25 protein-coding genes and 1 riboswitch are annotated in these 26,569 nt (G+C 74.2%); of the genes, 15 read left to right on the top strand and 10 right to left on the bottom strand.

Features of this window, described 5'->3' with window-relative positions:
- Positions 1 to 37: 37 nt before the first annotated feature.
- Together D9753_RS04555 and D9753_RS36385 are read left to right on the top strand one after the other, a co-directional pair.
- Positions 38 to 454: an ATP-binding protein gene (locus tag D9753_RS04555; protein WP_121785824.1), complete on the top strand. Its 417-nt coding sequence runs from the start codon at positions 38 to 40 to the stop codon at positions 452 to 454.
- Entirely contained in the window at positions 451 to 612 is a 162-nt protein-coding gene (locus D9753_RS36385; RefSeq protein WP_163010621.1) for a hypothetical protein, read from the top strand. Before D9753_RS04555 ends, D9753_RS36385 begins: the two co-directional genes overlap by 4 nt.
- Before the next feature lie 305 nt (positions 613 to 917).
- On the opposite strand, the gene D9753_RS04550 is transcribed toward D9753_RS36385, so the two are convergent.
- From D9753_RS04550 to D9753_RS04515, 8 genes are all read right to left on the bottom strand, one after another.
- Positions 918 to 2,462, bottom strand: a complete 1,545-nt coding sequence (locus tag D9753_RS04550; protein WP_121785823.1) for a pectate lyase family protein — start codon at positions 2,460 to 2,462, stop codon at positions 918 to 920.
- 287 nt (positions 2,463 to 2,749) lie between these two features.
- Positions 2,750 to 4,168, bottom strand: coding sequence for an amino acid permease (locus D9753_RS04545; protein WP_121785822.1), 1,419 nt, complete (start codon positions 4,166 to 4,168; stop codon positions 2,750 to 2,752).
- Between the two features lie 337 nt (positions 4,169 to 4,505).
- Positions 4,506 to 5,195: a GntR family transcriptional regulator gene (locus D9753_RS04540; RefSeq protein WP_205614367.1), complete on the bottom strand. Its 690-nt coding sequence runs from the start codon at positions 5,193 to 5,195 to the stop codon at positions 4,506 to 4,508.
- 21 nt (positions 5,196 to 5,216) lie between these two features.
- Complete coding sequence (locus tag D9753_RS04535; protein WP_121785820.1) at positions 5,217 to 6,218, bottom strand: proline racemase family protein; 1,002 nt, start codon at positions 6,216 to 6,218, stop codon at positions 5,217 to 5,219.
- A gap of 13 nt (positions 6,219 to 6,231) precedes the next feature.
- Positions 6,232 to 7,128 (bottom strand): dihydrodipicolinate synthase family protein, encoded by an 897-nt coding sequence (locus D9753_RS04530; protein ID WP_121785819.1) that lies wholly within the window; start codon positions 7,126 to 7,128, stop codon positions 6,232 to 6,234.
- An 86-nt stretch (positions 7,129 to 7,214) separates the two neighbouring features.
- Complete coding sequence (locus tag D9753_RS04525; RefSeq protein ID WP_121785818.1) at positions 7,215 to 8,630, bottom strand: FAD/NAD(P)-dependent oxidoreductase; 1,416 nt, start codon at positions 8,628 to 8,630, stop codon at positions 7,215 to 7,217.
- A complete protein-coding gene (locus D9753_RS04520) occupies positions 8,623 to 8,979 on the bottom strand; it encodes a (2Fe-2S)-binding protein (protein ID WP_394346686.1) in 357 nt (118 codons plus the stop codon). The genes D9753_RS04525 and D9753_RS04520 overlap by 8 nt, the downstream gene beginning before the upstream one ends.
- On the bottom strand, positions 8,967 to 10,139 hold the full coding sequence (locus D9753_RS04515) for an NAD(P)/FAD-dependent oxidoreductase (protein WP_121785817.1): 1,173 nt from the start codon (positions 10,137 to 10,139) through the stop codon (positions 8,967 to 8,969). The genes D9753_RS04520 and D9753_RS04515 overlap by 13 nt, the downstream gene beginning before the upstream one ends.
- A 198-nt stretch (positions 10,140 to 10,337) precedes the next feature.
- Between D9753_RS04515 and D9753_RS38610 the strand changes: the two genes are divergently transcribed.
- The 12 genes from D9753_RS38610 to D9753_RS04470 all read left to right on the top strand — a co-directional run bounded on the left by D9753_RS38610 (position 10,338) and on the right by D9753_RS04470 (position 20,840).
- Positions 10,338 to 10,460, top strand: coding sequence for a putative leader peptide (locus D9753_RS38610; protein WP_276209417.1), 123 nt, complete (start codon positions 10,338 to 10,340; stop codon positions 10,458 to 10,460).
- A gap of 120 nt (positions 10,461 to 10,580) precedes the next feature.
- Positions 10,581 to 11,468: a glutathione S-transferase C-terminal domain-containing protein gene (locus D9753_RS04510; protein WP_121785816.1), complete on the top strand. Its 888-nt coding sequence runs from the start codon at positions 10,581 to 10,583 to the stop codon at positions 11,466 to 11,468.
- A gap of 77 nt (positions 11,469 to 11,545) precedes the next feature.
- Positions 11,546 to 11,656: riboswitch (SAM riboswitch) on the top strand.
- Between the two features lie 31 nt (positions 11,657 to 11,687).
- Positions 11,688 to 11,837, top strand: a complete 150-nt coding sequence (locus D9753_RS36380) for a hypothetical protein (protein ID WP_163010620.1) — start codon at positions 11,688 to 11,690, stop codon at positions 11,835 to 11,837.
- Positions 11,838 to 12,007: 170 nt separating this feature from the next.
- Positions 12,008 to 12,991 (top strand): amino acid ABC transporter permease, encoded by a 984-nt coding sequence (locus D9753_RS04505; RefSeq protein ID WP_121785815.1) that lies wholly within the window; start codon positions 12,008 to 12,010, stop codon positions 12,989 to 12,991.
- Positions 12,988 to 13,779, top strand: coding sequence for an amino acid ABC transporter ATP-binding protein (locus D9753_RS04500; protein WP_121785814.1), 792 nt, complete (start codon positions 12,988 to 12,990; stop codon positions 13,777 to 13,779). Before D9753_RS04505 ends, D9753_RS04500 begins: the two co-directional genes overlap by 4 nt.
- 95 nt (positions 13,780 to 13,874) lie before the next feature.
- Entirely contained in the window at positions 13,875 to 14,894 is a 1,020-nt protein-coding gene (locus D9753_RS04495) for an ABC transporter substrate-binding protein (protein ID WP_121785813.1), read from the top strand.
- 40 nt (positions 14,895 to 14,934) lie between these two features.
- A complete protein-coding gene (locus tag D9753_RS04490) occupies positions 14,935 to 15,747 on the top strand; it encodes a GNAT family N-acetyltransferase (RefSeq protein ID WP_121785812.1) in 813 nt (270 codons plus the stop codon).
- Complete coding sequence (locus D9753_RS39250; RefSeq protein ID WP_394346685.1) at positions 15,744 to 15,875, top strand: putative leader peptide; 132 nt, start codon at positions 15,744 to 15,746, stop codon at positions 15,873 to 15,875. Before D9753_RS04490 ends, D9753_RS39250 begins: the two co-directional genes overlap by 4 nt.
- A 110-nt stretch (positions 15,876 to 15,985) precedes the next feature.
- Positions 15,986 to 17,194, top strand: coding sequence for an LLM class flavin-dependent oxidoreductase (locus D9753_RS04485; RefSeq protein ID WP_121785811.1), 1,209 nt, complete (start codon positions 15,986 to 15,988; stop codon positions 17,192 to 17,194).
- A gap of 18 nt (positions 17,195 to 17,212) precedes the next feature.
- Positions 17,213 to 18,595 carry an NtaA/DmoA family FMN-dependent monooxygenase gene (locus D9753_RS04480; protein ID WP_121785810.1) on the top strand — a complete coding sequence of 461 codons (1,383 nt, stop codon included), beginning with the start codon at positions 17,213 to 17,215 and terminating at the stop codon, positions 18,593 to 18,595.
- Positions 18,592 to 19,701: an LLM class flavin-dependent oxidoreductase gene (locus tag D9753_RS04475; protein ID WP_121785809.1), complete on the top strand. Its 1,110-nt coding sequence runs from the start codon at positions 18,592 to 18,594 to the stop codon at positions 19,699 to 19,701. The genes D9753_RS04480 and D9753_RS04475 overlap by 4 nt, the downstream gene beginning before the upstream one ends.
- 11 nt (positions 19,702 to 19,712) lie before the next feature.
- Entirely contained in the window at positions 19,713 to 20,840 is a 1,128-nt protein-coding gene (locus D9753_RS04470; RefSeq protein WP_121785808.1) for an LLM class flavin-dependent oxidoreductase, read from the top strand.
- Between the two features lie 110 nt (positions 20,841 to 20,950).
- Here D9753_RS04470 and absR1 read toward each other — a convergent pair whose 3' ends face one another.
- The gene (absR1, locus tag D9753_RS04465) at positions 20,951 to 22,036 is read right to left on the bottom strand and encodes a beta-glucuronidase AbsR1 (RefSeq protein WP_121785807.1); all 1,086 of its coding nucleotides are present in this window, start codon (positions 22,034 to 22,036) and stop codon (positions 20,951 to 20,953) included.
- 95 nt (positions 22,037 to 22,131) lie between these two features.
- Here absR1 and D9753_RS04460 point away from each other — a divergent pair, with 95 nt between their 5' ends.
- Positions 22,132 to 23,856, top strand: coding sequence for a LuxR family transcriptional regulator AbsR2 (locus D9753_RS04460; RefSeq protein WP_121785806.1), 1,725 nt, complete (start codon positions 22,132 to 22,134; stop codon positions 23,854 to 23,856).
- A gap of 32 nt (positions 23,857 to 23,888) precedes the next feature.
- Here the strand turns inward: D9753_RS04460 and D9753_RS04455 are convergent, their stop codons facing one another.
- Entirely contained in the window at positions 23,889 to 26,501 is a 2,613-nt protein-coding gene (locus tag D9753_RS04455; RefSeq protein WP_240468040.1) for a CHAT domain-containing protein, read from the bottom strand.
- Positions 26,502 to 26,569: the final 68 nt, after the last annotated feature.

Below are 26,569 nucleotides of genomic sequence, written 5' to 3'. Positions count from 1 at the left end.
GCCCCGGGGCTGGCCGATCTGAAGGAAGCAGACCGACATGCCGCAACCTACAACCCGGGCCCGCCGGACAGGGCACCCCGGGTACAGCGAGACCCTGCCGAGGCAACCCGAGAGCGCAGCCACCGCCCGGCGCCTGCTTCGTACCGCCTGTGCTGTCTGGGGACTGGACGACTTGGCCGAGGACGGGGCCCTGATCGTGTCCGAGCTGGTGGCCAACGCCGTGCAGCACGCCCGGCGGGAGTCCATCCGAGTCGTCATCGACCGTCCCGACGCTGCGCGGGTGCGTGTCGGCGTCGCGGACCTCTCCCGGGCGCGGCCGGTGGAGTGCGAAGCGGGCGGTAACGAAGAGGGCGGGCGCGGCCTGCGTCTCGTGGCGGCGCTGGCCGCCGACTGGGGCACCGATGAGCGGCGCTGGGGCAAGATCGTATGGGCGGACCTGGAAGGGCGCGGGTGACCACGGGAGAGACCCCCGGCCGTAGTGCGGCCCGCGCCCATCTGTCGCAGTTGATCGAGTTGTTCGGTACGGACGGGTGCCTGCGGATCACCACGGCCCCTGCTGAACCCGGTCTGGCCGCCGTCGGCGGAGAGCCCGAGGACGATGAGCAGCACTGACTGCCCCAGGGCGCGGCGAAGCCCCGGCCCGGTGAACTCCACCGGGCCGGGGCTCGGCCGTCTCACACAGGTCTCACGACTGCACGGACTGACGCGGATTCGGTGGCGCTGACCTGGACGTTCCTGCACTCCCTGGATCTCACGGACCCCCAGGACGCTGTTTCGTTCACCGGAGGTCAAACGGTCGCAGGTTCCGGCCCTGACCATCTCCCGGGGGCCGGACCGGTCGTACCCGCGGGCATCGCTCCTCCGGTGGTACGGCGAGCGGCCGGGCCGCTCGCCGTGTGCGCGCCGGGGCGGAGCGCTCACCCGGCGTAGGTCTCGAACTCGGCGATCCTCGGGGTGCCGCTGGAACCGGTGATCTCGAAAGTGATCTTCTTGAGGGTGGTCCGGGGGACGGCGATGGCCCCTGCCCCGCTGCCGGAGGCCAGGGTCGTGCCCGTGTCCCCGTCGAGGACCCGCCAGGAGCCGACGGCGCCCGTGGCGCCGGACGCCTCCCTGATGTCGATCCGGGACACCGTGGTCGCCGTGCCCCACTTGACCGAGACGGACCCCGTCGGACCGGCGGGCGACCAGTAGGTGCTCATGTCGCCGTCGCGGACGTTGCCGTAGCTCGTCCCGTCCGCCTTGCCGGAGCCGTCGGCACCGGCGCCCAGGCTGAGGTTGGTGCCGCCGGGCTGCGTCGGCCCGGTGGTCGGGGTGGGTGCCGGTGTCGGCGTGCTCGGCGTCGGGGCGGGCGTCTGGGCCGAGCAGTTGCCGTCCGACACCTTCAGTCCGGTGCCGGCACCGGCCGTCCGCGTCACGATGGACGGCACGCACGCCGCGTCGTCGAGGCGATAGGAGTACGGCACGTCGACGGTGGTGTTCGACGTCGGGCCCGGACCGGCCGGGTGGTTCTCCGCGCCCGGCGCCGACCAGGTCACGTTGTCGAAGATGTTGCCGCCGACCTGCCAGTACCCGGCCGCGTCCGTGTAGAAGGTGCCCAGGACGTCCTTCGAGTCCTCGAAGTAGTTGTTGTCGACCTTGGCGCGGGCGCCCGCACGGGAGTTGATGCCGGACTTGTTCAGGTTCCGGTAGTAGTTGTCGTAGATGTGGGCGATGCCGCCGCGCAGCAGCGGGGTGCGGGAGTCGATGTTCTCGTACAGGTTGTGGTGGTAGGTGACGTAGCCGTTGGAGAGCTGTGTGTCGCTCGACCCGACGAGACCGCCTCGGCCCGAGTCGCGCATGACGCTGTAGGACAGCGTCACGTACTGCGTGTTGTCCTTCAGGTCGAACAGGCTGTCGTACCCCTCGGACTCGCCCCCGGACGCTTCCAGCGTGGTGTGGTCGACCCAGACGTTGCGGACGCCGCTCTCCATGCCGATGGCGTCGCCCCCGTTGGACGTGGGCGAACCCGACTTCTTGACGTTCCTCACCGTCACGTTCTGGATGATGATGTTGCCGGACTCGCGGACATGGATGCCCACCTGGTCGAAGACCGCCCCGCTGCCGACTCCGACCAGCGTCACGTTGCGGATCCGCTTCAGCTCGATCACACCGTCGGCGGTGTCGCAGCCGGGGCCCGACACCTTGGTGGTGTTGGCGTGGTTGATCGTCCCCTCTACCTCGATGGTGAGGGGTGTGTCGCGGCTCGCCCGGTTGCACAGGGCCGCGTGGATGGCGGTGCCCGTGGTGGCCCGCACGGTCGCACCGCCCGCCCCGCCGGTGGTGCCGCCGTTCTGGCCGGCGTAGCCGGTCGCGCCGCCGGTCACCGCCGATGCGAATGTTGTGGACATGACAGCTCCGGTCGCGGCTGCGAGCGCTACGGCGGCTCCGGCCGCGTAGAGCCGCACTGCGGCTGAACGTCTCATACTCGACTGCTCCTTCGCCCCCTGACGCGGGGTCGGTCGGGTACGCGCGATACGCCCGCCGGGGCGCCGGTGCGCGGATGCGGAAGCGGCTCACGCGCGGCGGCACGGAGGGACGGCCCCCACGGCAGCGCTCGGCCGTCGAGGGGGAAAGCGCTTTCTGGCTCCCGGAGAATAGGAGCGCGACGACGGGCTGGCAAGACTTCACGCAACCGGGGAAGGGCGTGGAACGGCGCGGGGGCGGGCCCCGTGCCGCGCTGTCCGGGCCCGGCCCCGCCGCGTCGGCGGCGTTACGGCGCCGGGGTCGCCGGCGTCTGCCCGCGCTGCCGGCGCGCCGCCATCACCGCGTAGACGATGATCCCGGCGAACAGGAACAGCGCGCCCTGATACACCGCCGCGTAGCCCGCGCCCGCCATCAGCCACACCGAGAAGGCGGCGGCCACCGCGGTGACCACGGAGTCCCGGACCAGCCGCCCCCGGTCGACCGCCTCGGGGCGGCCGGAGACGAGGTGGAAGATCTGCGCGGACGCGGCCAGCAGGTACGGCACGGTCGCGGTGAACGTGGTGACGAGTACCAGGACCTCGAAGACCCGGCCCGAGCCTGACAGGTAGTTGTAGACGGTGAGCAGTGAGGCGAGGACGACGGTGACCCCGACACCGACCGTGGGCACACCCCGCCGCCGGCGCGCGAAGGCGCTCGGGAAGAGGCCGTCGCGTGCCGCGGCGTACGGCGTCTGCGCGCTCAGCAGCGTCCAGCCGTTGAGGCAGCCGGTCATCGACACCAGCGCGGCGAGGGCCACGGCCGTACCGCCCCAGCTACCGCCGAACATCGTGTTCACGGCGTCCGAGAACGGCGCGGTGGAGTTCACCAGACGGCCGTGCGGGACCGTACCGAACACGGACAGCGTGCCCAGCAGGTACACCAGCGCGGCGCCCGCGGTGCCGATGACGGTGGCGCGCCCCACGTTGCGGCGGGCGTCCCTGACCTCTCCCGCGCTGACGGCGGCGGACTCCACGCCGAGGTAGGAGAAGAGCAGCAGGGCCGCGGCGGCGGAGACCGCGCCGACCGCGCTGTGCCCGCCGGCGTTGAACGGCCCGAGCCTCGACGGGTCGAAGAAGAACAGCCCGCCGACCGCGACGAGCAGCAACGGCACGAACTTCAGCACCGTGGACACCAACTGGACCGCGCCCACGTAGCGGGTGCCGGCGAAGTTGGCGAGGGCGGGCAGCCACTGGAGGGTCAGGGCGGCCAGGCACGCGGTCCAGCGATGCCCTTGGACCGGGATCAGCACGTCGAGATACCCGACGGCGGCCACGGCGAGCGCGGCGTTCGACACCCAGGTGGTGATCCAGTACGACCAGGCGGCGAGGAACCCCGCGAAGTCACCGAACGCCTCGCGGGCGTAGGCGTACGGCCCGCCGGTACGGGGGTCCCGGGCGGCGAGCCGGCCGAAGACCAGGGCGAGGGCGATGGCGCCGACGGTCAGCACCCCGAAGGCGACCAGGCTGACCGTGCCGTAAGGGGCGATGGAGGCGGGGAGCAGGAAGATGCCCCCGCCGATGATGTTGCCCATCACCAGCGCGGTGGCGACGGGCAGGCCGAACCGGCGGGCGTGCCTGCCGGACTCTCCGTGCGGGTCCTCGACGGGAGTCGCGAGGATCTCCGCAGGGGCCGGAGCCGACGGTGTGGCGGTCCCGGTGCTGTGCATGGGTGGTGCGCCTCTCATGGAACTGACGTTCCCGGGATCGCCGGGACGGGGCCCATGGTCGGGGATGTGGCATTCCGGCGCAAAATCGCCGTTTGTTGTCCCGTGCGCCCCGCCGGACAACGCAAAAAGCTTCGCGCCACGGCTTCCCGACCGCCAGATGTGCGGCGGCGGAGTGACGCGGCGCGTCCGGCGGTGGGGGCCTGTCGGCGGGGGCGCGGTGGTGGAGGGTGGAGGGGTGCCCGGCGGTGGGGGGCCGACGGCGGGGGTCCGGCGGTGGTGGCGGTGGGGGTCCGGTGGTGGAGGGGCGGGGGGCCTCCCTGTGCCGGGGGGCGTGGGGTCAGTCCGGTGACGCCCACAGGCTGCGGACGTGCCCCAGGTGCCGGCTCATGATGGCGTGTACGGCCTTCTCGTCGCGCTGAGACAGTGCGTCCAGCAGCTCCAGGTGCTCCTCGGCGGAGGCGAGCAGCCGGCCCGCCTCCACCAGCGCGGTAAGGCCGTACAGGCGGGAGCGCTTGCGCAGGTCGGCGACGACCTCGACCAGGTGGGCGTTGCCCGCCAGGGCGAGCAGGCCGAGGTGGAAGCGGGTGTCGTCGGCCTCGACGTAGCCGATCAGGTCGCCCGCCGCCGCGGCGGTGACGATCTCCCGGGCCGCCGGGCGCAGCGCCTCCAGCGAGACGCGGTCGGCCGTGCGGGCCAGCTCCACCACGGTGGGGATCTCGACGAGGGAGCGGATGTGCGTGTACTCGTCCAACTGTCTGTCGGAGACGGCGGTGACCCGGAAACCCTTGTTGGGCACGGTGTCGACCAGCCCCTCCTTGGCCAGGTCCAGCATCGCCTCCCGCACCGGCGTCGCCGAGACACCGAAGCGGGTGGCGAGCGAGGGCGCCGAGTACACCTCGCCCGGCCGCAGCTCACCCGCGATCAGCGCGGCGCGCAGCGCGTCGGCGACCCGCTCGCGGAAGCTGCTCCGCCGGCCGCCCAGCCGGGGGAGTACGGGCGGCTCCGCGCCCTGCCGGTCCTGTGCCATGTCACGCATCACCCGGTGAGTCTAGAGGACGAACCCCTCCGGGAACGGGTCGGCGGGGTCCAGCAGGTACTGGGCGGTGCCGGTGATCCAGGCGCGGCCGGTGAAGCTGGGCAGGACGGCCGGGATCCCGGCGACCTCCGTCGTGCCCAGCAGCCGTCCCGTGAAGCGGGTGCCGATGAACGACTCGTTCACGAACTCGGTGTGCAGGGGGAGTTCGCCGTGCGCGTGGAGCTGCGCCATGCGCGCGCTCGTACCCGTGCCGCACGGGGAGCGGTCGAACCAGCCCGGGTGGATGACCATCGCGTGCCGGGAGTGCCGGGCCGTGGCGCCGGGCGCGAGGACGTGGACGTGGTGGCAGCCGCGGATCGACGGGTCGTCGGGGTGCACCGGCTCCGCCTCGGCGTTGATCACCCGCATCAGCGACAGGCCCGCCGCCAGGATGTCGTCCTTGCGGGCACGGTCGAAGGGCAGACCGAACGCGTCGAGCGGGAGGATCGCGTAGAAGTTGCCGCCGTAGGCGAGGTCGTAGATGACCGTGCGGCCGTCGGGCAGGGTGGCCGTACGGTTCAGGCCGGCGGCGAACGACGGGACGTTGTGCAAGGTCACGTTCCGCGCGGCACCGTCCGCCACCGCCACCTCGGCGACGACCACCCCCGCCGGGGTGTCGAGCCGGATGGTGGTCACCGGCTCCACCACCTCCACCATGCCCGTCTCGACCAGCACGGTCGCCACGCCGATCGTGCCGTGCCCGCACATCGGCAGATAGCCGGAGACCTCGATGTAGATGACGCCCCAGTCGCAGTCCGGCCGGCTCGGCGGCTGGAGGACGGCGCCGCTCATCGCGGAGTGGCCGCGCGGCTCGTTCATCAGCAACTGCTTGAGGTGGTCGCGGTGTTCGCGGAAGTACAGCCGTCGTTCGTTCATCGTCGCGCCGGGGACGGTGCCGATCCCGCCGGTGATCACGCGGGTCGGCATGCCCTCGGTGTGCGAGTCGACGGCGTGCAGGACGAGCTTGCTGCGCATGTTCCCGCCCTCCTTACCCGAGGCCCGCGGCGACGGCCTTCTCGGTGGCCGCGCGGACCACGGCCTCCTGCTCGGGCAGCAGCGGGACGCGTGGCGGGCGCACCGGGCCGCCGTACCGTCCGACGACGTCCATCGACACCTTGATCGCCTGCACGAACTCCGTTCTGGAGTCCCAGCGCAGCAGTGGGTGCAGTTGCCGGTACAGGGGGAGCGCGGTGGCGAGGTCGCCGGCCGCCACGGCACGGTACAGCTCGGCCGAGGCCCTCGGCAGTGCGTTGGGGTAGCCGGCCACCCAGCCCTTGGCGCCGGCCAACCCCAGCTCCAGCAGGACGTCGTCGGCGCCGATCAACAGGTCGAGTTCCGGAGCGAGTTCGGCGATGCGGTAGGCGCGGCGGACGTCTCCGGAGAACTCCTTGACGGCCTGCACGAGCCCCTCGCCGTGCAGTCGGGCGAGGAGTTCGGGCACCAGGTCGACCTTGGTGTCCACGGGGTTGTTGTACGCCACCACCGGCAGGCCCGCCCGGGCCACCTCCGTGTAGTGGGCGAGGACGGACCGCTCGTCGGCGCGGTAGGCGTTGGGCGGCAGCAGCATCACCGACCCGCAGCCGGCCTCGCCCGCCTGCTCGGTCCAGCGGCGGGCCTCGGCGGAGCCGTACGCGGCGACGCCGGGCATCACCCGCTCGCCGCCGACCGCCGCCACGGCGGTCTCCACCACCCGCCGGCGTTCGTCGGCGGTGAGCACCTGGTATTCGCCGAGGGAGCCGTTCGGTACGACGCCGTCGCAGCCGTTCGCGACGAGCCAGGCGCAGTGTTCGGCATAGCGGTCGTGGTCGACGCGGAGGTCCGCGGTGAGTGGGAGGGCGGTGGCGACGAGGATGCCGCGCCAGGGACGCTTCGGTGCCTCGGGCATGGGCGCTTCCCCCTTCAGTAGGGTGTGACATATTACTAATGGCTTCGAGTGCGGACCAGCGGCGCCGGGCTCAGCCCGTGCCTGGCTCATTCCGTGCCGGGCTCCCCTTCGGTTCCCGCGAGTGCGGCCAGCACGCCGAGCGGTACCGGCCGCGCGAACGGCCGGCGGCCTGCCGTCAGCGGGCATCCGGCCAGCCCGGCCACCCCGGCCGCGCACATCCGGCCCTGGCACCAGCCCATCCCGGCCCGGGTGAGCAGCTTCACGGTGCGCAGATCACCGGCGCCGAGCACGTCGACGGCCTCCCGGACCTCCCCGGCGTCGACCTCCTCGCAGCGGCACACCACCGTGTCGTCCGTGACCGCGTCCGCCCAGCCCGCCGGCGGGACGTACACCGCGTCGAGGGCGGTGGCGAACGCCCGCAGCCGGGTCCTGGCCCGGGCGGCGGGGGCCCAGTGGCGCGGGTCGGGGGCTCTGCCGTACAGGCGGGCGGCGGCCGAACGGCCGGCGATGTGGCCTTCGGCGAGTGCCAGGGCCGCCCCGCCGACGCCGGTCGTCTCCCCGGCGGCCCAGACGCCGGGCACGTCGGTGCGCTGCTCGTCGTCGACCCGGACGGCCGTACCGGCCAGGGTGCAGCCGAGGGTCTCGGCGAGATCGGTGTGCGGCAGCATGCCGTGACCGACGGCCAGGGTGTCGCAGGGGATGCGCCGCGCGCTGCCGGGCCGTGGGCGCCCGTCGCGGTCGAGCGCGGACACCGTCACCGCCTCCAGCCGGTCGGTGCCGTGCGCCTCCACCACGGTGTGCCGGGTCAGGGTGCGTACCCCGTGCCGCAGCAGTCGTACCGCGTACCCGGCGCCCTCGGCGAGTTTGCCGGGCTGTGTGACCAGGGCGGGCGCCCGGCGCAGCAGCGCGGCGGGACCGGCGGACTCCACCAGCGCCGCGACCCGGGCGCCGGCCGCGGCGAGCGCGGTGGCCACCGGCAGCAGCAGCGGCCCGGTGCCGGCGATCACGGCCGTCCGGCCGGGCAACGCCAGGGCGCCCTTGAGCATGGCCTGGGCGCCGCCCGCCGTGACCACGCCGGGCAGCGTCCAGCCGGGGAAGGGGAGCACCCGTTCATAGCCGCCGGTGGCGAGGAGTACGGCGTCGGCGCGGACGGTGCCGCCCTCCTCCTGGGCGGGGCCGAGCAGGCTGTGCACGGTGAACGTGCCGGTCGCCTCCTCCCGTGCCACGCACCAGACATGATGGTCCGCCAGGTGGACGATGCGGCCGGCCGCGCGGTGCCGGCCGAGGCCGTCCCGGAGCCGCTTCCAGGTGCGCCCCTGGTGGTGCGGGGCCTGTGGCGGACGGGCGGCGAGGGCCGGGGCGGGCTGCCGGTAGAACTGTCCGCCGGCCCGGTCGCCCGCGTCGACGAGGGTCACCCGTACGCCGCGGCCGGCCGCGGCCAGGGCCGCGGCGAGCCCCGCCGGGCCCGCGCCGACGACGGCGAGGGACGGCTGTTCACTCATGGTCCGCTCCCGCGTCCTGCGGCCGGGCATCGGCCCATCCCGTGCCCGGCTGTGTGCGGATGGCGTCACCGGGGCGCACCGGGACCAGGCAGGCCCGCTGGTTCGGGCGGCCGTCGACGGTCACCAGGCAGTCGAAGCACACGCCGATCCCGCAGAACACCCCACGGGGCCGGCCCGCGCCGCGGGTGTCGCGCCACGCGGTCACGCCGGCCGCCCACAGGACCGCCGCGACCGTCTGCCCGGACAGCGCCGGCAGCCGCCGGCCGTCGAAGGTGACGGTGAAGGTCTCGTCCGGCCGGGCCGGGGCCGGCTGCGGTGGGTGCGCGGAATGCCGTCTCAGTGGACGCACGGGCTCTCGCCTCCGTCGGTGTCGAACCGTTCCGGCCGGAACGGTGTGAGGTCCAGTTCCGGCGCCTTCCCGGTGAGGGTCTGCGCGACCAGCCGTCCGGTGGCCGGGGCGAGTCCGATGCCGGCGCCCTCGTGCCCGCAGGCGTGGAACAGGCCGGGCACCCGTGGGTCGGGGCCGATCGCCGGCAGGTGGTCGGGCAGGTACGGCCGGAAGCCCGCGTAGGTCCGCAGCGCGCGGACCGGTGCCAGGAACGGGAACAGCCCGACCGCCCCGGCCGCGAGCGCACGCAGCGCGGGCAGCGACAGCGAGCGGTCGAAACCGACCCGCTCCCGGCTGGCGCCGATCAGTACCGGACCGGCGGCAGTCGCCTCCACGACCGGCGAGGTGCGCAGGCCGGCCGAGTCGCTCGCCACGTCGGCCACGTAGTCCGCGGCGTACACCTTGTGCCGGATCACGCGAGGCGGCAGCGGCTCGGTGACCAGGACGAAGCCGCGCCGGGGGAGCACGGGCAGCCGGACACCGGCGAGCGCCGCGAGGTCACCGCCCCAGGTGCCGGCCGCGTTCACCACCGCCGGCGCGTGGATGTCGCCCCGGTCGGTGCGCACGCCGTACACCGCGCCGTCCGCCGCGCGCAGCACCCTGGTCACGGTCCGGCCCGTGTGCAGCCGGGCGCCGGAGGCGCGGACCAGGTGCGCGGCGGCCAGAGCGGGCATCACCTGGGCGTCCTGGGAATAGTGGACCCCGCCCGCCATGCCGGGTGCCAGACGGGGTTCCAGGGGGCGCAGTCCGTCCGCGTCGACCGGTACGGCCGTGACTCCGGCGGCCCGCTGGCCCGCGGCGAACTCCCGCAGCGCGGACAGGGCGCCGGGGGTCCGGGCGACCACGAGGCCGCCCTTGGGCTCGTACTCGATCGCCGAGCCCAGTTCCTCCGCGAGGTCCGTCCACAACGCGGCCGACAGCAGGGCGAGTTGCAGTTCGGGGCCCGGTTCCTTGTCGGAGACGAGCACGTTGCCCTCGCCGGCGCCGGTGGTGCCGCCGGCCACCGCGCCCCGGTCCACCAGCCGTACGTCGAGGCCGGCCCGTGCGGCGTACAGCGCACAGGCCGCACCCACCATCCCGGCTCCCACGACCACGACATCACAGGTCGGTCGCTTCGTCACGCCAGTACTATGTCACATACCTCAGGCGCTGAGGAGGCCGTGCGGCAGAATCTCGCGAGCGACCTCATACGGCCTCAGGCAGTCCTCGTCGGCCACCCGCTCACCCGCCCGGAGTCCCGGGCGTGGACGCCCCCTTGACGCCACGGCGCGCCGGATCGACACTCCAGACAGGGAATCCTAGTGAACAGGTAGGGAATCATGACGCGCCTCGAAGCGGTCACCGGCCGAGCGGGCCGGCCACCGTCGCGCGCACTCCTGCTCACCTCCCGCCGTCACATCGACCTGCTGCGCGTCTGTAGCGCGATCAGCCCCCAGGGCTGAGCCGGGCCCCTCCGCGCCCACCGCCCGGCCGCACGCGCACCGTCCGGCCGCGCCCGCGCAGTGCTCGTCCGCCCGCGCAGCGCCCGTCCGCACGCCCACGCCCTCGACCCGGGGAGACGCATGTCCATCACTCCGCTCGCCACCGCTCCGGCCGCCTCCCGCACCGCCCCCCTCTTCCGGGGCCGGATCGGCCGGGACGCCCGCAGCGGCCATTACGCCGTGCCGCACCGCTACCGGCTCCACCTGTCGACCGCCTGTCCCGACGGGCTGCGCCTCGCCGTCGGACACAGCCTGCTCGAACTGGACACGAGCTGTCCGGTCACCTTCCTGCCCGCCGTCCCGGACCAGCCCGGCGGCGGCCACACGGCGCTGCGCCCGCTGTACGAGGCGAGCGCCCACCACCACACCGGCCCGGCGCTCGCCCCCGTGCTCAGCGACGACTGGTCCGGGCGCATCGTCAGCACCCATGCCCCGGACATCCTGCGCGACCTGGACCGCTTCCGGCACACCGGCCGTGCCCGCCTCCACCCCCAAGGCCTGGAGTCCGTGATCGAGGCCGTGGAGCGGATGTGCGCCGAGGGCATCGAGGAGGCCGCGCAGCGCGCCGGGTCGGCCGGTGCCGGACCGGCGGAGCGGGCCGCCGCCCTGGAGGTGCTGCTCGACACCCTGGGCCGGCTGGAACGGCGGCTGACCGGCGAGGAGTACCTGGCCGAAGACCGGCTCACCGCCGCCGACATCGAGCTGTGGGTGACCCTCGTGCAACTGGACACCGTCCACCGCTGCCACCTTGACGCCACCGCCGTGCACCGCATCGCCGACCACCGCGCCCTGTGGGCCTACGCCCGCCGCCTGACCGCCCGTCCAGCCTTCGGCCGCCACCTCGACCTCGACGGCGTCGCCCGCCGTCACCACGGCCGCTGCCAGGGCCTGGAGGCCGCCGGAGCCGCCGTCCAGATCCTGGACTGGGCGGGTCACGCCGCGGAGGCCTCGAACTCTTCTCGCAGGTGAGAGCGGGTTGTCGGCGTCCAGTACGCGGACGGCCGTTGACATTCGAACGGACGACTGCCTTACTTACGGCTCAGAACGGTCATGAGCGTCAGCGCCAAGCCCTGGCTCGCTGACCGGCAACCCTCGCACCGCGGTGGGGTGCCCCAGGTGACGACCGGACCGGACGACGTTTTCGGTAAGCGCGAGGCCCCACGGGCCGGAACAGTGACAGGTGACGCCATGTACGCAGCTCCCAGGACGGCCGACAGCCGCCCCCAGGGCTGCGTACCGTCGTACGCCGGTCTCCTCGTCGCCGACCGTGCCGTCGACCTGCTCCGCGTGAACAGCGCACTGTGTACCGCGCCGGGCCTCGCCCGCTGCCGGGGCTGACGTCCCCCTCCCAGCCCCCGCGTTCCCGCCGCACCCCGTCCTCGCGGTGTGCCGTTGTCCACCCAGCTCCCGGTTCCGCGCGTACCCGTGCGCCGCCCCACGCCCAGTGCCGTCGGGGCCCGCACCCGCTCGCCGCCGTCCCGGGGTGTCCGATTCCGCCGGAGTCCGCCATGAGTGAACCCCCAGGCGCCGCCCTCTCCCTCGCCGAGGCGCCACCACCCACCGACGCCCCGTCAAGACCGCTCGCCGCACAGCGGGTTCAGCCGCTGCGCCGGCCCGGCCGGTGGATCGTCACCGCCGTCGTCCTCGTGCTCGTCACCCAGATCCTGCACGGGCTGGTCACCAACCCCTTCTACCAGTGGGACCGGTTCCGCTACTGGTTCCTGCGCCCGGCCGTTCTCGACGGGCTCCTCGTCACCCTCGAAGTCGCCGCGCTCAGCGCCGTGCTGGGTCTCCTCGGCGGCGTCCTGCTGGCCCTCGGCCGGCTCTCCGGCAGCCCGGTGCTGCGCGCGGTCAGTTGGACGTACACCTGGCTGTTCCGCTCCGTGCCGCTGATCGTGGTGCTGATCTTCCTGTACAACTTCAGTGCCCTGTACAAGACGTTGAGTCTGGGCGTGCCGTTCGGCCCGGCCGTCGTCCGCTTCGACGAGTCGAAGCTGGCCACCGACATGACGATCGCCGTCGTCGGCCTCAGCCTCAACGAGGCGGCGTACGCGGCAGAGGTGGTCCGCGGCGGCATCCTCTCCGTCGACCAGGGCCAGCACGAGGCCGCCGCCGCGCTGGGCCTGCCCAAGGGGTACCAGTTCCGCCGGATCGTCTTCCCGCAGGCCCTGCGCTCCATCACCCCGAACTACGTCAACCAACTGATCGGCCTCATCAAGAGCACGTCCCTGGTGTTCTACGTGTCGCTGCTCGACCTGTTCGGCTCGGTGCAGTCGCTGGGCAGCACCTACCCCGGCGACATCGTGCCGCTGCTGCTGGTCGCCACCGTCTGGTACCTGATCCTGACCAGCGCCGTGTCCGTCGTCCAGTATCACGTCGAGCGGTACTACGCCCGGGGAGCCACGCGCACCCTGCCGCCGACACCGTCGCGGCGAGCCCGGGCCGCGCTGGCCGGTCTGCTGGCCCGGCTGCGCAGGGAGGCCGCCGTATGACCACCGCCAAAACCCTCGACAAGGCCGTCCCCGCCGCGCTCGAACTGCACGGCGTCCACAAGTGGTACGGCGCCCACCGCGTCCTCGACGGCATCGACCTGACCATCCGCCCCGGCGAGGTCACGGTCATCCTCGGTCCGTCCGGCTCCGGCAAGTCGACGCTGCTCAGGGTCGTCAACCACCTGGAGAAACCCGAGATCGGCCACGTCAGCGTGGGCGGCGAACTGATCGGCGTGAAGCGGCACGGCGGACGGCTGAAGGAACTCAGCGAGCGCGCCATCCTCGCCCAGCGCAGCCGGATCGGCTTCGTCTTCCAGAGCTTCAACCTGTTCCCGCACCTGACCGTCCTCGACAACGTCGCCGCCGCGCCCGTCGCCACCGGGAAGCTGACCAGGCCGGCGGCCCGGGAACTCGCCCGTGAGCTGCTCACCCGCGTCGGCCTCGGCGACCGGACCGGCGCCTACCCCCGGCAGTTGTCCGGCGGCCAGCAGCAGCGCGTCGCCATCGCCCGCGCCCTCGCCCTGCGGCCCGGGGTGATCCTCTTCGACGAGCCGACCTCGGCGCTCGACCCCGAACTCGTCGGCGAGGTGCTGGCCGTCATCAAGGACCTGGCCACCAGCGGCACCACCCTGGTCATCGTCACCCACGAGATCGGCTTCGCCCGCGAGGTCGCCGACCGGGTCGTCTTCATCGACGGCGGCCGGATCGTCGAACAGGGCCCGCCCGGCGAGGTGCTGGACCGGCCCCGCCACGAACGGACCCGGGACTTCCTCGCCAAGGTCCTCTGACCCCCGCCCCCGGCCGACGCACCCACGACCTCCCCCCACGGCACCACTCCCACCACCGTCATCAGCGAGACAAGCGAGACAAGGACAGCCACGCCATGCCTACCCACCTCTCCCGACGCAGCCTGATCCGGGGCATCACCGCGGCGACCGCCGCCGCCACCCTCGCCACCGGGCTCGCCGCCTGCGGGGGCGACAGCGAGGCCGCCACCACCACCGATGCCGCGGGAACGGTCACCGTCGGACGGCTGTCCAACGGGGCCGCGAAGGAGACCACGCTGAAGGTCTCCGAGGTGAAGTCCATCCGTGCCGAACTGCCCGCGTCCGTCCGCGAGAGCGGCAAGCTCGTCATCGGCGTCGGAGGCCTGCCCTCGGGGTCCGCGCCGCTCAACTTCATCGGCACCGACCAGAAGACCCTCACCGGCTCCGAGCCCGACTTCGGACGCCTGGTGGCGGCGGTGCTCGGACTCAAGCCCGAGATCAGGAACTTCACCTGGGAGAACCTCTTCGTCGGCGTCGACAGCGGCAAGGTCGACGTGGCCTTCTCCAACGTCACCGACACCGAGGAACGCAAGAAGAAGTACGAGTTCGCCTCCTACCGCAAGGACAACCTCGCCTTCGAGGTGCTGAAGAAGAACACCTGGAACTTCGACGGCGACTACGAGAACCTCGCGGGCAGGACGGTCTCCGTGGGCGCGGGCACCAACCAGGAGAAGATCCTCCTGGAGTGGAAGGCCCGGCTCGCCAAGGAGGGCAAGAAGCTCACCGTCAAGTACTTCCCGGACCAGAACGCCATCAACCTGGCGCTCAGCAGCGGCAAGATCGACGCCTTCCTCGGCCCCAACCCGGCCGTGGCCTACCGGGCCCGGCAGACCGTGAACACGCCCAACCCGACCCGCAACGCGGGCACCTTCTCCGGCGCCGGCGAGACGCTCCAAGGCCTGATCGCCGCCACCGCCAAGAAGGACAGCGGGCTCGCCAAGCCGCTCGCGGACGCCGTCAACCACCTCATCGAGCACGGGCAGTACGCCAAGTGGCTGGCCGCCTACAACCTTTCCAACGAGGCCGTCGCCAAGTCCGAGGTCAACCCGCCCGGGTTGCCGCTGACCAACTCCTGACCCCCCGTACACGCCGGATGACGAGAGGACCCCGCCCTCCGTGGCACACCCGAACGACGTCCGCGGAGGCGGCGCCCCGACCGCCCCGCCCGGCGGCAGCCCGCTGGACAACGCGGTCTGGGCCGCGCTCGACGGCCCCCACGCGCACCTCGCCGAACGGTACGGGCGCGCGGCCCGCTACCGGCCGGACCTGTACGCCTTCGCCGCCCTCGCCGACCCGGCGGACCCGACCGCCTGGACCGACCTGCACACCCTGGCCGGACCCTCGGCCACCGTACGGGTCAAACCCGTCGACCAGGTGCCGCGCGGCTGGGAGCTGCTGGGCGAGGGAGAGGGCGTCCAGCTCGTCGGCACCGCGCTGCGCGCCGAACCGGCCCCGGAGGCGGCCCCGCTGGGCACCGCCGAGCTGCCCGAGATCCTCGACCTGGTCGCCCGCACCCGGCCGGGCCCGTTCCTCACCCGGACCGTCGAGCTGGGCACCTATCTCGGCATCCGGCACCACGGCAGGCTGGTCGCCATGGCGGGGGAGCGGCTGCGGCTGCCCGGCTGGACGGAGATCAGCGCCGTGTGCACCGACCCCGGACACCGCGGCCGGGGACTGGCGACCCGGCTGGTGCGCGCGGTCGCGGCGGGCATCCGGGAGCGCGGGGACACCCCGTTCCTGCACGCCGCCGCCGACAACACGCCCGCGATCCGGCTGTACGAGTCGATCGGGTTCACCCTGCGCCGCCGCACCCGCATCGTGCGCCTGCGCACCCCGGGAACAACCGTCCCCGGCCCGGCGTTGAGCGTCCTGACGAGGTCCGCCAGGCGGACGCCGATCCGGCCCGCCTCGCCCGACGTAGGGAGGTGACGGCCGTGACGCCCGTACGACCGCGCCGGCGCCCGCTGTGCCTCCCGTACCCGTACCGCTCCGTCCGTCTGCACTCCCGGCCGCACATAGACCTCCAGCGCGTGTCCGCCGCACTCTGTCGCCGCTGACTCCTGTCCCCGGCCCTCCCGGCCCGGGTCCTCTCTTCGCCGCGCTCGCCCCTCGCCGCACGCTGCCCGCGAGCCGGACTTCTCGTACGGACGTCAAGGAAGGCACCGACGTGTCCTCAACTCCTCCCGCACACCTGCATCTCGCCGTCGCCCTGGACGGCACCGGCTGGCACCCCGCGTCCTGGCGCGAGCCGGCCGCCCGCCCCCGGGACCTGTTCACCGCCGGCTACTGGGCCGACCTGGTCGCCGAGGCCGAACGCGGCCTGCTCGACTTCGTCACCCTGGAGGACGGCCTCGGCCCGCAGTCCGACCAGCTCCTGGTGCCCGACGAGCGCACGGACCGGGTCCGCGGCCGGCTCGACGCCGTCCTCGTCGCCTCCCGCATCGCCCCGCTCACCCGGCACATAGGCCTGGTCCCCACCGTGGTGGCCACGCACACCGAGCCGTTCCACATCTCCAAGGCCATCGCCACCCTGGACTACGTCAGCACCGGCCGCGCCGGCCTGCGCGTGCAGATCACCGCCCGCCCGGACGAGGCCGCCCACTTCGGCCGCCGTACGGTCCCCCGGGTCACCGGATTCGACAGCCCGGGCGCACAGGAACTGGTCAGCGTGCTGTTCGACGAGGCCGCCGACCACGTGGAAGTGGTACGCCGGCTCTGGGACAGCTGGGAGGACGACGCCGAGATCCGGGACGCGGCCACCGGACGCTTCATCGACCGGGACAAGCTGCACTACATCGACTTCGAGGGCCGCTTCTTCCACGTCAAGGGCCCCTCCATCACGCCCCGCCCGCCGCAGGGCCAGCCGCTGGTCACCGCCCTCGCCCACCAGACCGTCCCGTACCGGCTCGTCGCCCGCCAGGCCGACGTCGGCTACGTCACCCCGCACGACACGGCGCAGGCCAGCGCCATCGTCACGGAGATCCGCGCCGAGCAGGAGGCGGCGGGCCGCGCCGAGGAGACCCTGCACGTCTTCGGTGACCTCGTCGTCCTCCTCGACGACAGCCAGGCGGAGGCCGAGGACCGCCTCGGCCGCCTCGACGCCCTCGCCGGCGAGCCGTACACCAGCGACGCCCGCGTCTTCGCCGGTACGGCCGCCCAACTGGCCGACCTGCTGGAGGAGCTGGCGGGCGGCGGGCTGAGCGGTTTCCGGCTGCGTCCCGCGGTCGCCGGCCACGACCTGCCCCGCATCAGCCGCGAGCTGGTGCCCGAACTCCAGCGCCGCCACCGCTTCCGGGACGCCTACGAGGCCGGCACCCTGCGCGGCCACCTCGGCCTCGCCCGCCCCGCCAACCGCTACGCCGCAGCCACCGCCTGAGCCAGGAGGACCGCCCCCATGAGCAAGCCGCTGAAGCAGATCCACCTGGCCGCCCACTTCCCCGGGGTCAACAACACCACCGTGTGGAGCGACCCGGCCGCCGGCAGCCACATCGAGTTCGAGTCGTTCGTGCACTTCGCGAAGACCGCCGAACGCGCCAAGTTCGACTTCCTGTTCCTCGCCGAGGGGCTCAGACTGCGCGAGCAGGGCGGCAAGATCTACGACCTGGACGTGGTCGGCCGCCCCGACACCTTCACCGTGCTGGCCGCGCTCGCCGCCGTCACCGACCGGCTCGGCCTGACCGGCACCATCAACTCCACCTTCAACGAGCCCTACGAGGTGGCCCGCCAGTTCGCGACCCTCGACCACCTCTCCGACGGCCGCTCCGCGTGGAACGTCGTCACCTCCTGGGACGCCTTCACCGGCGAGAACTTCCGCCGCGGCGGCTTCCTGCCGCAGGAGGAGCGCTACTCCCGCGCCGAGGAGTTCCTCACCACCACCCAGGAACTCTTCGACTCCTGGCACGGTGACGAGATCCTCGCCGACCAGGCCACCGGGACCTTCCTCAAGGACGCCGCGGCCGGCGCCTTCGTCCACCAGGGACAGCACTTCGACATCCACGGCCGGTTCAACGTGCCGCGCTCCCCGCAGGGCCGCCCGGTCATCTTCCAGGCGGGCGACTCCGACGAGGGCCGCGAGTTCGCCGCCTCCACCGCCGACGCGATCTTCAGCCGCTACGCCACGCTGAAGGAGGGCCAGGCCTTCTACACCGACGTCAAGTCCCGCCTCGCCGCGTACGGCCGCCGCCCCGACCAGCTGCTCATCCTGCCCGCCGCGACCTTCGTCCTCGGCGACACCGACCAGGAGGCCGCAGAACTCGCGCGCGAGGTCCGCCGGCAGCAGGTCAGCGGCGCCACCGCCATCAAGCACCTGGAGTTCGTCTGGAACCGTGACCTGTCGGCGTACGACCCGGAGGGCCCGCTGCCCGACGTCGACCCCGTGGTCGACGAGGAGCACATCTCCCGGGGCCGCGCCCAGGTGCGGATGTACCGCGATCCGATCGCCATCGCCCGGGAGTGGCGCCGGCTCGCCGAGGCCAACAAGTGGTCCATCCGCGACCTGGTCATCAATACCGGCAACCGGCAGACCTTCGTCGGCGCCCCGGCCACCGTCGCCCGGACCATCAACGACTTCGTGCAGGCCGACGCCTCCGACGGGTTCATCCTCGTCCCGCACATCACTCCCGGCGGACTCGACCCGTTCGCCGACCGGGTGGTCCCGCTGCTCCAGGAACGCGGCGTGTTCCGCAGCGAGTACGAGGGCACGACCCTGCGCGACCACCTGGGACTCGCCCACCCCGACGCCGCGGCCGGCGCCCCGGCCGAGCGGGCGGCCTCGTGAGGTTCCTCGCGATCACCCTGATCGTGCACCGGCCGGACCCGGTCACGGGCGTGCGCACGTCGACGTACGACCGGTTCCGTGAGGTCCTCGACAGCGCGGTGCTGGCCGAGGAGCTGGGCTTCGACGGGTTCGGCGTGGGGGAGCGGCACGAGCGGCCGTTCCTCTCCTCCGCGCCGGCGGTCGTGCTCAGCCATGTCGCCGCGCTCACCCGGCGCATCCGGCTCTTCACCGCCGTCACCACGCTCAGCCTGCTCGACCCGGTCCGGGCCTACGAGGACTACGCGACGCTGGACCACCTCTCGGGCGGCCGGCTCGACCTCATGGTCGGCAAGGGCAACGGCGCCGCCCAGCGGGAGCTGTTCCAGGTCACCCCCGAGGACCAGTGGGAGCGCAACGCCGAGAGCTACGAGGTGTTCCGGCGGATCTGGCGGCAGGACCGGGTGACCGCCGACACGCGGTTCCGGCCGCCGCTGACGGACGCCGAGGTGTGGCCGCGGCCGTACCAGCGGCCGGTCCGCGTCTGGCACGGCAGCGCCACCAGCAAGGAGTCCGTGGACCTCGCCGCCCGGTACGGCGACCCGCTGTTCTCGGCGAACGTCACCCACCCGATGGAGCCGTACGCCGAACTGGTCCGCCACTACCGGGAACGCTGGGAGCACTACGGCCGCGACCCGGCGGACATCGCGGTCGGCGCCGGCTCGGCGGGCCTGTGCGTGACCAGCACCTCGCAGGAGGCGCTGGACCTCTACCGTCCGGTGTTCGAGAGCAACCTGGCCTTCTACCGCGAGGCGGGCCTGCCCGTGGTGTTCGAGACGCTGGAGGACTTCGTGGCGCGCAGTTCGGCCCTGATCGGCAGCCCCGAGCAGGTCATCGACAAGGTGCACCGCTACCACGAACAGTTCGGGCACAGCGTGCTGCACGTGCCGGCGGACGCCGGCGGACTGCCCGGCAACCGGCACCGGGACTCGCTGGAGCTGTTCCAGTCGGAGGTGGCGCCGGTGCTGCGCCGGGACATCCCGGACCCGCCGTTCCCCTGGGCACCGGTGCTGGCCGCGCCCGGGCCGGTGGCCGGCCCCCTGCCCGCTCCCGTGCCCGCCGACCGCTGAGGAGTCACCTCATGCCCTCCGCCGTACCCCTCGGCGTCCTCGACCTGGTGCCCGTCCCGTCCGGTTCCGGCGCCCCCGAGGCACTGCGCAACTCCATCGACCTCGCCCGGCGCGCCGAGGACGCCGGCTACGCCCGCTACTGGTTCGCCGAGCACCACCTCAACCCGGGGGTGGCCGGGACGTCCCCCGCCGTCCTCCTGGCCCTGACCGCCGGCGCGACCTCCACGATCCGGCTGGGCTCGGGGGCCGTCCAGCTCGGACACCGCACCGCGCTGTCCACCGTCGAGGAGTTCGGCCTCGTCGACGCGCTGCACCCCGGCCGCCTGGACCTCGGCCTCGGCCGTTCCGCGGGCGGCCCGCCGGGTCCCCGGACCCCGCCCCCGGCGGCCACCCCGGTGGTCGACGGCCGCGCACCCAACGGCCTGCTCGTCCCGCCCCGCTTCTCCTTCGAGTCCCTGCGCGGCTCGCCCCGCATCGCCCTCCAGCGCAGGCTGCTCCTGCTGCCCCACGCCGAGCCGCAGGACTACGCCGAGCAGATCGACGAAGTCCTCGCCCTGCTCGCGGGCACCTACCGCTCCCCGGACGGCGTCGAGGCGCACGCCGTGCCGGGCGAGGGAGCCGAGGTGCAGGTGTGGATCCTCGGCAGCAGCGGCGGACAGAGCGCCGAGGTCGCGGGCGGCCGGGGCCTGCCGTTCGCCGCCAACTACCACGTCAGCCCCGGCACCGTGCTGGAGGCCGTGGACGGCTACCGCGCGTTCTTCCGGCCCTCCGACGTCCTGGACAAGCCCTACGTCAGCGTCTCCGCCGACGTGGTCGTCGCCCAGGACGACGACACCGCGCGGGAACTCGCCGCCGGATACGGCCCCTGGGTGCGCGGCATCCGCACCGCCGAGGGCGCCATCCCGTACCCGAGCCCGCGGGAGGCCCGCGCGCTGGTGTGGACCGAGGAGGACCAGGCGCTGGTCCGGGACCGGCTCGACACCCGGTTCGTCGGCTCGCCGGGCCGCGTCGCCGACGGGCTGGAACAGCTCCGGGAGGCGACGGGCGCCGACGAACTGCTCATCACGACCATCACCCACGACCACGCCGCCCGCGTCCGCTCCTACGAGCTGCTGGCGAAGGAGTGGCAGCGCGGATAGCCGATGACCGGTCCGGGCGTCGGCGAGGCCGCGGACGTCACCTCCCCCGTGGGTGACGTCCGCGGCCGTTCCCCGGCGCCGGACTGTGGCCGGATGCCGTCCGGGTGCCGTCACCAGCACATGACGGCCGTCTCTCCCGAACCCCACGTGGAGTACAGGCGGACCCGGACGGTGTAGCGGCGGCCCCTGACGAGCCGGACCCGGACGGCGGCGTTGTCCGGCGTGCCGCCGTCGTCGTGCCCCGCGAGGAAGCGCGGTTCCCCGTCGCGCTCCTCGAAGACCACCAGCACGGTGTCGGCGTCGCCGAACACCCCCACCGTGTACTCGCGGGTCTCCGGCGGCTCGACGGTGAAGTCGGCCTGCTCGCCCGGCCCGAGCCCGAGCGGCGCGGAGCGGAACGGCACCAGCGCGGCCGGCTCGGACAGCCCGGTGGGCGGGTACCAGCGCAGCACGAACTCCTTGTCGGCCGGGGACGGGACACCGGGCGGGCGCAGTCCCCCGCGGTACTGCTCCGGCTCCAGCACCAGCCCCGGCCCGATCGGCAGCGTCATCACCGACTGCGGGTCCCACACCGAGCCGCCCGCCGCGCAGGCGTCCAGCCGGCGCAGCACGTTCGTGTACGTCGTCTCCCGGCTCCAGAAGTTCGGCGGGCCCGCCAGCTCGGCGTACACGGCCTCGTCGTCCCAGTGCAGCCCGGCGAAGGGGCTCTGGTGCTCGTGCACCATGCCGAGCGCGTGCCCGAGCTGGTGCAGGACCGTCCCGCGCTCCCCGGGCGCGGTCACCTCCCAGCCGAGGTTGACGGTGCGCTCGCCGCGCCCCGTCGACAGCGCGTCCCGGCCGACCGCCGACCAGGAACCGGCACCGGTCTGGAACCCGATCCGCAGTTCCGCCTCGTGCCGGTCGCCGACCTCGGCGAACGTGACGCCGATGCCGAGGTCCTGCCACTCGCGGAAGCACCCGCGGACCACGTCCCGCTGCTCCGCGCCGCCCGCCCACGGCACCCGGCGCAGTTCACCGGACCCGGGGACCGGGATCACCGAGGCGTCGGAGCGGCTGTCCAGGAAGCAGTAGTGCAGGACCGTGCCGTTGACCCACATCCGCCGCCCGGCGAGCAGCGCGCCCAGCCGCCCGGCGGTCAGCCCCGGTGCGAAGGACGGGGCCGGCTGCCGCGGGAGCGAGCAGAGGCGTCGGGTCATGCGGCCAGCGTGCCGCACCGCCCCGGCCGCGCGCCTGAGTCGGGGGCTACTCAAGTCGCCCTGTATCAAACCTGAGTACGCGCGCTCAGGATGACGTGAGAACTGACGAACAGGACGCGAGCACGCCCGCACCGCCCTGGCCGTTCACGGGCCGGACGGACGAACTGGACCTGGTGCGCGGCGCGTCCGCCGCCGGCCGGCCCGGGATCGTGGTGACCGGGCCGGCCGGCCGCGGCAAGACCCGGCTGATCACGCAGGCGGTGCGGGGCACGGACCACGCCCGGGTGACCGGCACGCCCGAGGCCCGAGACCTGCCCTTCGGCGCCTTCGCCCCGCTGCTCCCCGGCACCGTCTCGCTGCACGACGCGGTCCGCGCCCTGTCCGGGGTGCGGCTGCTCGTCGTGGACGACGCCCAGTTGCTGGACGAGGCCTCCGCCGCCCTGGTCCACCAGCTCGCCGTGCACGGACGCACCCGCCTGGTCGTGGCCGCCGCGGACGAGGTGCCCGCGCCGGGCGCGGTGTCCCGGCTGTGGACCGGGGAACTGCTGCCCCGGCTGGCCCTCGCCCCGCTGTCCCACGAGGACACCGCCCGGCTGCTCGCCGGCGCCGCACTGGAACCGCTCACCGTGCGCCAACTGCACCGGGCGTGCCGGGGCGATCTGCGGCTGCTGCGCGACCTGGTGACCGCGCTCGCCGCGTCCGGACGGCTGACGCCCGTGCCCGGCACCGGCGAGCGGGCCTGGCGGGGCGCGCCGCCGGTCACCCCGGCCGTCCGCGAGCGGCTCGCCCCCGTCCTGGAGCGGTCCGGCCCCGGCGAGCGCGACACCCTGGACCGCCTGGCGTTCGCCGAACCCCGGCCGCTGCCGGTGGACGGGCTGGACCTGGACGCCCTCGAACGCCTGGAGGCGGACGGCCTCGTCGACGTCGACGACGAGGGTGGCGTCACCCTCGCCCATCCGCTGCACGGCGCCGCGCTGCGCGCCACGGCCGGCCGGCTGCGGGCCCGCCGGCTGGGCCGCGCACCCTTCGCGTACGGGCCGGCGCTGGCCGCCGAACAGCGGCTCCTGGCGGAGCGGTTGGAGCGGTTCGACGTACGGGCGGTGCCGACGCCGGTGGGCGAGTGGCTGGTGGCGGAGGGCGGCCCGCTGCCGGCCGGGTACGCCGCGGTCCGCGCCCGGTTCGCGCGACTGCGGGGCGAGCTGCGGGAGGCGGCGGCCTGGGCCCGGGAGGGGCTGCGGGAGACCCCCGGGGACACCGGGTGCCGGACGGAACTGGCCCTGGCGGAAGGGGAGCCGGGGGAAACGGCCGACCCCGACGACATCCACGCGCTCTACGGCGCCGTACGCCTCGGTGCTCCCCGGGAGACGGTCGGACGGCTGCCGGCCGGCAGCGTGTTCGCCCGGCACGCCGAGGCGCTGGCCCGCGGAGACGGGGCCGCGCTGGACCGGGCCGCGCAGGCGCTCGCGGGCCGGGGGTTCCTGCTGTACGCGGCGGAGGCCCACGCCCAGGCCGCACGCGCCCACCGCGATCCGCGTGCCGCGCGGCTGTCCCTCACCCGGGCCGTCGCCCTGGCCCGCCGCTGCCAGGGGGCCCGCACACCAGCCCTGACCGGGCTGCTCCTCGGCGAACTCACCGCACGACAGCGGCAGATCGTCGCGCTGGCGGCGGCCGGGCTGAGCAACCGGGAGATCGCCGAGAAGCTGACCCTGTCCGTGCGGACGGTGGGCAACCATCTGTACGGCGCCTACACCCGGCTGGGCACGGGGGGCCGGGGCGCGCTGCCGTGGCTGGTGGACGTGCCCGAACGGGAGACGGTGTAGCGGGGGCCCCGACAGGGGCCCGGCACGGCCCCTCAGGCCGCCCCGAACGCCGCGAACGCCCAGCCCGTCGCCTGGTGCACCGCGTCGCCCGGCAACGTCGTACGGGCGTCACGCAGGGCCTCGGCCAGGGAGAGACCCGCGCCGAGGCCCTTGTGCAGGGCCAGCATCAGCGGCACCACCGCCGCGTCGTTGACCGGTGCGCTGCTGGCCACCACCCCGGCCGTGCCCAGCGGCAGCAACGCGGTGACCAGGCCGAGGAGTTCGTCGGCGCCGACCGAAGCGAGGCGGGCGGTGTCGCAGCTTGAGAGGATGATCCGGTACGGGCTGCGCGACAGCCGCTCGAAGTCGTGCACGATCAGCGGTCCGTCGGCCATCCTCAGGGCGGAGAACAGCGGGCTGTCGGCGCGGAACGTGCCGTGCGCCGCGAGATGGGCGAGGCCCGCCCCGTCGAGTTCCGCCAGCACCCGGGGCACCTGCGCGTCGTCGCCCTCCAGGACCGTCGCCGTGCCGTACCGGCCGGCCAGTTCGGGCACCTCGGCACCGCCCGTCGCCAGGCCGGGACCGCGGACCAGCACCGGCCGGCCCTCCGGCGGCGGCTCCGTCTCCCGGGCCCGCAGCCAGCTTCCCGCCGACGGTGACACGCTGAGCACCCGCTCCCGCAGCGCGGGCAGCAGCGCCCACGGCACGCGGTGCAGCGCCCCCGGCGGCACGATCACCACCGGGCCCGGCCCGAGCCGCTTAGCCGCCCCGGCGAGCAGCAGCTCCTGCAACCGCCGGCCCGCCGCCTCCACCAGCGGCAGCCGCGCCTCGGCACCCGGGTGCGCGAGCCGCCGCAGCCCGGCCTGCACATGCTCGGCCTCGGCCACCGCCTCCGCCAGCGAACCGCCGGCGAACCGCCGTACCCTGCCCCGCCCGCACAGCAGCACGTGCACCCGGCCGTCCACGACGGCCAGTTCCACCAGCCACCCGTCACCGAGCCGGTCCAGCAGCCGGGCCACGTCGAAACGGTCACCCGCGCCGGCGGCGGCACCGCCGATGTGCCGGGTCCGGGAGCGGATCTCCCGCTCCAGGCGCCGCTGTTCACGCTCCAGCGCCGGCACCGGGCGGCCCTCCATCCGGGCGGCCTCCGCGCGGGCCGCGATCTCCCGGTAGGCGGTCAGCCCGCTCAGCAGCGCCGGATCGTGCGGCGGCCGGGCCGGCGGCGCGGACAGCACGGTCGCCCGCCACCGCTCGCTCCACACCAGCAGCCGCCGCGGACTGCCCTGGGCGAGGCTCACCTCCTGTGCCAGTGCGGCCAGTTCGGCGCCCTGCGCGGTGGCGTGGGCGCGCAGCTCCGAGGCGCCCAGCGTCATCCGGTGGTCGTCCAGCACGGCCAGGCCGCGCCGGCACGCCTCCAGCACGCCCCGCCGCGAACCGGCGGCCCGCGCCCGCAGCGCCTGCGCGGCCCAGCCGGTCATCCGGGCCGGTGGCCGCCCGCAGTTGCGGCTGCGGGCGGCCACCGCCAGATGTCGTTCGGCGTCGGCCGTCCAGCCCAGCTCCAGCGCGATCCGGCCCGCCAGCAGCGAGGCCTCGGGGGCGGCGGGCGACCCGAAGGAGGCCAGCCGCTCGGCGACCGCCGCCGCGTCCCCGACCAGCCGCCCCGACCGGCGCCCGGCCGCCACCCGCGCGTCGATCAGCACCAGCCGGGCGTGCGTCTCCCACCACGTCCGCCGCTGCGCGGCGAACAGCCGTACGGCGACGGCGGCGCGGGCCGTCGCGGTGTGCGGGTCCCCGGCCGAGCGGGCGGCCCGCGCCGCCGCGAGCAGCAGCTCGGCCCTGCGGGTGGACTGCCCGCCGATCCGGTCCAGCACCGCGCCGGCCGCGTCCGCCTCGGCCAGCGCCTCCGGGGCGAGCCCCGCCGCCATCAGCACCTCGCACCGCCGGATCGACAGGTTGTAGGTGGGCGTGCCCAGCTTGGCGTACCGCTCCTCGGCCTCGTCCAGCAGCCGCAGCGCCGCGGGGATGTCCCCGGACCGGAACGCGGCCAGCCCCCGGCTCTCCACCGCGTCCGCCTTGTCGTGCTCCTGGCCGGTGGTGTCCCACAGCCGCTCCGCCGCCGTGAAGTCCGCGACCGCCCGGTCCACCGCCCCGAGCGCCAGATGCACGGTCGCCCGCAGGGTCAGCGCCCGCGCGGTCCAGATGTCGTCACCGACCTGCCGCAGCACCGGCAGCGCCCGCCGGACGTCCTCCAGCGCCTCCCGGTGACGCCCCAGCACCCACCACACGTAGGCCCGCCGGAACAGCACCCGGGCCCGGGTGTGCCCGCTGCCCCGGGCGACCCCCCGCTCGAACGACGCGAGCCCCTGCCGCGTGCGCCCCGCGTGCACCAGTGCGACCCCCAACGTCGCGAGCACATCGGCCTCCCGGTCGGCCGACTCGGCGCGCGCGGCCAGGTCCCGGGCCCGCCGCAGATGCCGGAGCGCGATGCGCAGGTCGCCGAAGTCCCGCTGCCAGATGCCGAGTACCTGGTGGGCCACGCTGGCGTGCAACGGCGGCGCGGCGGAGCGCAGGACGTGTTCCGCGCGTGCCCGGGCCTCGCCCGGATCGGCGAACACCATGGGCAGCAGTTCGAGCACCGACTCGCTTCCCGCTGTCACGTCTCGCATGGTAGTGGCCTGCTGTATCAGACGGTGGTCCCGCGACTCTCACTGTCGGACACCGTCCCGAGGGGGAG

Source organism: Streptomyces dangxiongensis (genome assembly GCF_003675325.1).
GTDB lineage: Bacteria > Actinomycetota > Actinomycetes > Streptomycetales > Streptomycetaceae > Streptomyces > Streptomyces dangxiongensis.
The sequence above is the reverse complement of the archived record's forward strand: the minus strand, read 5'-3'. Positions and strand labels throughout refer to the sequence as shown.

What these genes read in the sequence shown, in the direction of transcription:
- D9753_RS04555 (WP_121785824.1), top strand. Translation starts at nt 38, where the DNA reads ATGCCGCAACCTACAACCCGGGCCCGCCGGACAGGGCACCCCGGGTAC.
- D9753_RS04550 (WP_121785823.1), bottom strand. Translation starts at nt 2,462, where the DNA reads ATGAGACGTTCAGCCGCAGTGCGGCTCTACGCGGCCGGAGCCGCCGTA.
- D9753_RS04545 (WP_121785822.1), bottom strand. Translation starts at nt 4,168, where the DNA reads ATGCACAGCACCGGGACCGCCACACCGTCGGCTCCGGCCCCTGCGGAG.
- D9753_RS04540 (WP_205614367.1), bottom strand. Translation starts at nt 5,195, where the DNA reads ATGGCACAGGACCGGCAGGGCGCGGAGCCGCCCGTACTCCCCCGGCTG.
- D9753_RS04535 (WP_121785820.1), bottom strand. Translation starts at nt 6,218, where the DNA reads ATGCGCAGCAAGCTCGTCCTGCACGCCGTCGACTCGCACACCGAGGGC.
- D9753_RS04530 (WP_121785819.1), bottom strand. Translation starts at nt 7,128, where the DNA reads ATGCCCGAGGCACCGAAGCGTCCCTGGCGCGGCATCCTCGTCGCCACC.
- D9753_RS04525 (WP_121785818.1), bottom strand. Translation starts at nt 8,630, where the DNA reads ATGAGTGAACAGCCGTCCCTCGCCGTCGTCGGCGCGGGCCCGGCGGGG.
- D9753_RS38610 (WP_276209417.1), top strand. Translation starts at nt 10,338, where the DNA reads ATGACGCGCCTCGAAGCGGTCACCGGCCGAGCGGGCCGGCCACCGTCG.
- D9753_RS04510 (WP_121785816.1), top strand. Translation starts at nt 10,581, where the DNA reads ATGTCCATCACTCCGCTCGCCACCGCTCCGGCCGCCTCCCGCACCGCC.
- D9753_RS36380 (WP_163010620.1), top strand. Translation starts at nt 11,688, where the DNA reads ATGTACGCAGCTCCCAGGACGGCCGACAGCCGCCCCCAGGGCTGCGTA.
- D9753_RS04505 (WP_121785815.1), top strand. Translation starts at nt 12,008, where the DNA reads ATGAGTGAACCCCCAGGCGCCGCCCTCTCCCTCGCCGAGGCGCCACCA.
- D9753_RS04500 (WP_121785814.1), top strand. Translation starts at nt 12,988, where the DNA reads ATGACCACCGCCAAAACCCTCGACAAGGCCGTCCCCGCCGCGCTCGAA.
- D9753_RS04495 (WP_121785813.1), top strand. Translation starts at nt 13,875, where the DNA reads ATGCCTACCCACCTCTCCCGACGCAGCCTGATCCGGGGCATCACCGCG.
- D9753_RS04480 (WP_121785810.1), top strand. Translation starts at nt 17,213, where the DNA reads ATGAGCAAGCCGCTGAAGCAGATCCACCTGGCCGCCCACTTCCCCGGG.
- D9753_RS04470 (WP_121785808.1), top strand. Translation starts at nt 19,713, where the DNA reads ATGCCCTCCGCCGTACCCCTCGGCGTCCTCGACCTGGTGCCCGTCCCG.
- absR1 (WP_121785807.1), bottom strand. Translation starts at nt 22,036, where the DNA reads ATGACCCGACGCCTCTGCTCGCTCCCGCGGCAGCCGGCCCCGTCCTTC.
- D9753_RS04455 (WP_240468040.1), bottom strand. Translation starts at nt 26,501, where the DNA reads ATGCGAGACGTGACAGCGGGAAGCGAGTCGGTGCTCGAACTGCTGCCC.